This window comes from Tissierellales bacterium, assembly GCA_035301805.1.
Classification (GTDB): Bacteria; Bacillota; Clostridia; order Tissierellales; family DATGTQ01; genus DATGTQ01.
Genome location: DATGTQ010000162.1, coordinates 1 through 6,501, shown reverse-complemented (window position 1 = coordinate 6,501; position 6,501 = coordinate 1). Strand labels below are relative to the sequence as shown.

Below are 6,501 nucleotides of genomic sequence, written 5' to 3'. Positions count from 1 at the left end.
AATGACAGATAAGGAAAAAGAAGAAGTTATTGAGGAAATCGTAAGCTGGATAGATATGGAGGTACCTTTAACTAGAGGAGAAGTATATAATAAATTAGATGAATTTGGTATAGATCCTGATAAGGTATTGGAAGGAGAGAGAGAAGGATTAACGGATAAAATAAAATATACTTATTTGGGTCAATCAGGTTGGAGTATTGGAAACACGCTAAATGTATCTATAGGCCAAGGAGAAAATGCCTATACTTCAGTTCAAATGGCTAACTATATTGCTACTCTAGCCAATGGTGGATATAGACATGAGTTAACATTGATAGATAAGATTAAGAATTATGATAATTCAAAAATTGTTTTTGAAGAGGATAAGGAAGCCGAACGTATAAAACTAAATAATTATGAAAATCTAGATCATGTGAAAAAAGGTATGGAGAAAGTGGTCAGTGAGGGAACAGCGAGAAGTATATTTGCTGACTTTCCTATATCAGCAGCCGCAAAAACGGGAACTGCTGAAAGAGCTGGAATAAATCCTGCAACTGGGGATACTTATGATTCCTATGCTTGGTTTGTTGGTTTTGCTCCTTATGAAGATCCTGAAATAGCAGTTTCAGCAATAATAGTTCAGGGTGGTAGTGGAGGCTATGCCGGACCTATGGTAAGGGATATAATTGCAGAGTATTTAGGTTTAAATAGTGAAGAGGAAACTAAAGTTATGCCTTATGGAAATGAATTGGCAAGGTAAAATCCTTCCAATTCATTTTTCAAATAAGAAGGATTTTTAGTATTTTTGAAGAATTACTATTAATAAGGATGCTTTGGAGGTTGTCCTATATGAAAGAAGAATTAGTTTTTTTTAAAGGTACAAAAGAAGGCGTATATGTATATGTTAAAGATGGAAGTTTTGTTAATGTAAAAAAAGAATTGGAGAGGAAGTTAAAAGAATCATTATCTTTTTTTGAAAGTGGAGAAATTATTGATATTAAGGGAAATAGATTATCTAATATGGAAAAAAATGAACTTAGGCATATTATAGAAGATAAATATAATTTAGAAATTATAGAAAAAAATAATACAAAGGAAGAAAAGGTTGAGGAAGGAAAAGGCAAGGCCGATTTTTTTACAGAGATAAAGGAAGGTATGACTAAATTTGTAAACACTACTTTAAGATCTGGACAAACCCTTAATTACGATGGAAATATAGTTATAATCGGAGATGTAAATCCAGGTGCATATGTGGTTGCTATGGGTAACATTATAGTTTTAGGTACACTAAGAGGTATAGCTCATGCGGGATGTAATGGGAATAAAAATGCTGTAGTTGCAGCATATAACCTTCAGCCGACACAATTAAGAATTACGAACATTATTGCAAGGCGTCCTGACAACTTCTTTAAAACTTCCAAGAAACCCGAAGTAGCTAGGATATATAAAGGGGAAGTTTTAATAGAATCATATTTAGTTAAAAATAAGGTATAAAAGGAGGAATCTTTTATGGGAAGAGTTGTTGTAATAACATCTGGCAAAGGTGGAGTAGGTAAAACTACTGCTACGGCTAATATAGGTACAGGCTTAGCTATGTTAGGGTATAAAGTTGCTGTAGTGGATGCTGACATTGGACTAAGAAATCTAGATGTGGTTATGGGATTAGAAAATAGAATAGTTTATGACATAGTAGATGTAGTGGAAAAAGTTTGTAGACTAAAACAGGGTTTAATAAGACATAAAAAATTTGATGGCTTATATCTTTTGCCAGCGGCTCAAACGAAGGATAAAACTGCTATTAGTCCAGACCAAATGATTGAATTAACTAATGAGTTAAAAAAAGAATTTGACTATATTTTAATTGATTCACCTGCTGGCATAGAGCAAGGATTTCAAAATTCTGTTGCAGGGGCAGATGATTCGATAATTGTAGCAACTCCTGAGATATCGGCAGTAAGGGATGCTGACAGAGTTATAGGGTTATTAGAGGCTAAAGGATTAAACAATCCAAAATTATTAATAAATAGGATTAGACCAGATATGGTAAAAAAAGGTGATATGATGAATATAGAGGATATGATAGATATTTTGTCTATAGACCTTATAGGTGTAGTACCAGATGATGAAGAAATAGTAATATCAACTAATAAAGGAGAACCTGTAGTAGCAAGCGAACAAGCTTTAGCAGGTAAGGCCTTTAGAAACATTTCTAGAAGAATGACTGGAGAAGAAATAGAATTACTTAATTTAGATAATGGTGAAGGAACATTTACGAAGATAATTAAAATGTTGTTTGGATAAAAGGGGGTATATCTTTGAATATACTGAAAATGTTTAACAAAGATGAAAAAAAGAGTAAAAGTGTTGCTAAAGAAAGATTAAAACTAGTTCTTGTCCATGATAGAGGTGATTTATCGCCTAAATTTCTTGAAATGATTAAGGGAGATATTATAAGAGTAATCTCTGAATATATGATAATAGATGAGGAAGGTCTAGATATTCAAATGACTAGAACTAGAGGTGAAACAGATAATGAACCTATTCCAGCTTTGGTAGCAAATATCCCTATAATAAAAGTAAAAGAGAAATAATATACAATTAGTAACAAGACTTGAAATTAATAAGCAAAATATGTATAATAGTAATAGTGTTTTAATCAACTGTTAAAACATATATATATAGAAAAAATTATATGCAGGAGGGAATTCAATTGAATAAAAAGTTTTTATCATTAATGCTTGTTTTAGTACTAGTTTCACTAGTAATAGCAGGCTGTGGGGCTGACAAGTCTGAAAAGGAAGAAGATCCAGCTCCTAGTAAGGCGGGGGAAAGTAGTGGGGAGTTACAAGACGGATTTTACTTAGTAAAAATGCCTGTGGGAGACCAAGATAATTATCCACTTGCTACTATGGAAGTAGATAATGGTGAAATAATAGCTTTTGAATATGTTGAAATTTTAGCTGATTCTGGCGAAGAAAAGAATGAAGGCAATTATAAGTATGAAGAAGGTTTAAAAGTTTTAGCTAATCTTAATGAACAATTTAATGAAAAGAAGGACTTAGATGAAGTAGATTTTGATGCAGTATCAGGGGCTACTTATACTAAAGAAAGCTTTAAAGAAATTGTACCTATGCTTTTAGAAAAGGCTGAAAAAGGTGAAGCTCATGACCCAGTTTATAAAGATGGTGAATATGAAGCTAAAGCAGATGAAGATAGTCATGGATGGCTATCAGAAGTTAAGGTGATTGTAAAAGATGGAGAAATCGTAGGTGTAGATTTTTATGATGTTGCTACAGAAGACATGGAAGGTCAAAAAGTAGTATTAGATGATGAAAATGAACCAGTTATGGAAGGTGACGAACCAAAAACAGAACCAACAGATGTGAAAAAGGGAGATATAAAATCCTTAGAAAACTATGCTTATTTACCATCTTTTGATACTATTAAAGCAATTCGTAAACAAATTATAGAGAATAATGGCGTTGAAGATTTAGAATTAGACGCAGTTTCAGGTGCAACAAATACTAAAGATACTATGATAGATTTAGTTACAAAGGCATTAGAAGAGGCAGAATAATAAAAAAACCCTAACATTGTGTTAGGGTTTTTTAAAATTTATTTTTTAAATCCATACTAAAGGAAAGGGAAAACCATGAAAAGAAAAAATAAATATATTATGTATTTAATAGTTACTGTAATGATATTATCTTTAAGTGGCTGTAAAAAGAATACTAAGAAAGAGTCTATGGATAGAACTAATTTTATGATGGACACTGTTATGACTATAAAAGTTTTTGATAGTAATGATGAAAAAATTCTAGATGAGGTTTTTGAGAGAATAGAAGAAATAGAAAGTAAAATGAGTAGGACTATTGAAGATAGTGATATTAATTTAATTAATGAAAATGCTGGAGTAAAGCCTGTTGAAGTTAGTGAAGATGTATATTTAGTTATAAAGACAGCAAAACAATATGCAGAAATAAGTAATGGTGCCTATGACCCTACTATTGGACCATTAGTGAACTTATGGGATATCAATGAGGAAGGTGAAATTGAAAAGGATAGTATTCCCTCTGAAGAAAAAATATTAGAGGAAAAAAGTAAAGTAGATTTTACTAAATTAGAATTATTAGAGGATAATAAGGTTTTTCTTAGTGAAAAAGATATGATCCTAGATCTAGGTGGTATTGCAAAAGGATACGCTGCTGATGAAATAGGAAGGATTCTTAAAGAAAAAGGAGTAGAAAGTGCTATAATTGACCTTGGTGGAGATATATATGCATTAGGCTTTAAGCCTGTGGAACAACCTTGGAAAATTGGTATACAAAATCCTTTTGAGCATAGAGGTAGTTATGTAGGTATTGCAGAAATTAAAAACAAGTCTATTGTAACTTCTGGGGATTATGAAAGATATTTTGAACTAGATAATGTGAGGTACCATCATATTATAGATAGTAAGACTGGTTACCCTGCAAATAATGAACTTTCAGCAGTTAGTATTATTTCAGATAATTCTATGGATGGAGATGCTATATCTACTGCTGTATTTATATTAGGTAAAGATAAAGGGTTACAGTTTATTAATGAATTAGAAGGGGTAGATGCTTTACTTATTACAAAAGATAGTCAAATTTATATGACAGATAATTTTAAAGATATCTTTACCTTGAAAAATAATGGTTTTAAGATTAAATAATATATTGTTTGTAATAAAACCCACCTATTTAAAATAAAATAGAAATAGGACAGGTGGGTGATTTTATGTTTAAAAGAAATAGAACTTTAAGTCGTAATAATAATTATAAAAGATATAAAAATAATAGACTTAAAAGGTTTATAAAAAGTCAATTTAGTAAATTAATAATTGCAGTCATAATATTAATCATTTTATTTATGCTAAAACTAATAAATATTAAACTTACTAATAATGCAATTCAAATAATTCACAAAAGTATTAATTATGAGTTTAGTATAGTAAAAACGGGAGAAAAGTTAAAAACTCATGGAACTAAAATATTTGATCTTTCAGAAAAGATTATATCAGTATTTACCGGGGAAGAAAATTTCGTGGAGTTTCAGGCACCGATTGAAGGAGCAATATACAAACCTTTTGGTGAGTTAAAAGTATCGGATGAAAAAACGGTTTTTAATAATGGAATAGATATTATACCAGAAAAAGGGGAAAGAGAAGTCTTAGCAGTGGCAGATGGTAATGTAGTACAAATAGAGGATAAAGATGCTTTAGGTTTCTATGTAGTTATGGAACATGAAGATTTAAAATTTGTTTTCGGCCATCTACAAAAAGTTTATATGGAAAAAGGTAAGGTAGTTAAACAAGGAGAAAAAATAGGAACTTTAGGCGAAGATAAAAATGGGAATAAGTATCTTCATTTTGAAGTGTGGAAGGATAATAAACCTATAAATCCTGAAAAGGTAATAAATATGAATACAAAATATAATTAGGAGAGATTAAATGAACTGTATTCTAATAGATACAAGAAAAAATGAAAATATAATAGGCATAATAGAAGAAGACGAGCTAGTAGAATTTTATATAGATGAAATAGAGGATGAAAAAATATTAGGGAATATTTACAGGGGCAGAGTAGTAAATGTGCTGCCTGGAATGGAGGCAGCCTTTATAGATATTGGTATTGGTAAAAATGCTTATCTTTATGTAAAAGATATACAGCTAGAAAAAAACTCAACGGATCAAGGAAATATATTAATTCAAAAGGTAGTAAAAGAAGGTGAAGAAATAATTGTCCAAGTTGTTAAAGAACCATTTAAAACTAAGGGAGCAAAAGTTACTACATATTTAAGTCTAGCTGGTAGATATGTTGTGCTGACCCCTTTTGTTTCCAAAGTATCTATATCGAGAAAGATAAAGAATAAAAAAGAAAATAAAAGATTAAAAACTATAGGCAAAGAAGTAAAAAAAGACTCTATGGGAATGATTCTTAGAACTGCCAGTCAAAATGTAAGTAAAGAGAAGATAGAAGAGGATTACAATATATTGGTAAATATTTATAAAAAAATAGAAAGGGAAAGAAATTTTATATCAGCACCAAAACTTTTGTACAAAGATATTGGTCTTGCCTATCAAATTATTAGAGATAGTAATTTAAAGAATATAGATAAAATAGTTGTTAATAGTAAAGAAAAATATGATTGTTTAAAAGAAATAATTGAAATTAATTTTCCCCAATATATAAATAAAGTTTTTTGTGAAGAATTTGATATTTATAAATGGGGAAATATAAAAAAAGAAATTGAAAAAATTCTCAGTGGTAAGATACCATTAGAAAGTGGCGGATACATTGTAATAGACGAAACTGAAGCTTTAACGGCTATTGATGTAAATACAGGAAAATATACAGGGAAAGCAAACCTTGATGCCACAATATTAAAAACAAATTTAGAAGCAGCAAGGGAAATAGGAAAACAATTAAGGCTGCAGGATCTTGGTGGTATAATAATAATAGACTTTATTGATATGAGAAAAAATAAAGATATTTCTTT

The 6,501-nt window shown here is 30.2% G+C and carries 8 protein-coding genes; all 8 read left to right on the top strand.

Features of this window, described 5'->3' with window-relative positions:
* Positions 1 to 739, top strand: a 739-nt coding sequence (locus VK071_08255; GenBank protein ID HLR35301.1) for a penicillin-binding transpeptidase domain-containing protein, incomplete at its 5' end; no start/stop codon positions are given.
* An 89-nt stretch (positions 740 to 828) separates the two neighbouring features.
* On the top strand, positions 829 to 1,473 hold the full coding sequence (gene minC, locus VK071_08250; GenBank protein ID HLR35300.1) for a septum site-determining protein MinC: 645 nt from the start codon (positions 829 to 831) through the stop codon (positions 1,471 to 1,473).
* Positions 1,474 to 1,488: 15 nt separating this feature from the next.
* On the top strand, positions 1,489 to 2,280 hold the full coding sequence (gene minD / locus VK071_08245; GenBank protein ID HLR35299.1) for a septum site-determining protein MinD: 792 nt from the start codon (positions 1,489 to 1,491) through the stop codon (positions 2,278 to 2,280).
* A gap of 14 nt (positions 2,281 to 2,294) precedes the next feature.
* A complete protein-coding gene (gene minE / locus VK071_08240; GenBank protein ID HLR35298.1) occupies positions 2,295 to 2,570 on the top strand; it encodes a cell division topological specificity factor MinE in 276 nt (91 codons plus the stop codon).
* 119 nt (positions 2,571 to 2,689) lie between these two features.
* On the top strand, positions 2,690 to 3,556 hold the full coding sequence (locus VK071_08235; GenBank protein HLR35297.1) for an FMN-binding protein: 867 nt from the start codon (positions 2,690 to 2,692) through the stop codon (positions 3,554 to 3,556).
* 75 nt (positions 3,557 to 3,631) lie between these two features.
* A complete protein-coding gene (locus tag VK071_08230; GenBank protein ID HLR35296.1) occupies positions 3,632 to 4,675 on the top strand; it encodes an FAD:protein FMN transferase in 1,044 nt (347 codons plus the stop codon).
* A gap of 65 nt (positions 4,676 to 4,740) precedes the next feature.
* Positions 4,741 to 5,442 carry a M23 family metallopeptidase gene (locus VK071_08225; GenBank protein ID HLR35295.1) on the top strand — a complete coding sequence of 234 codons (702 nt, stop codon included), beginning with the start codon at positions 4,741 to 4,743 and terminating at the stop codon, positions 5,440 to 5,442.
* A 10-nt stretch (positions 5,443 to 5,452) separates the two neighbouring features.
* The coding region (locus VK071_08220; GenBank protein HLR35294.1) for an Rne/Rng family ribonuclease at positions 5,453 to 6,501 on the top strand (1,049 nt) is incomplete at its 3' end.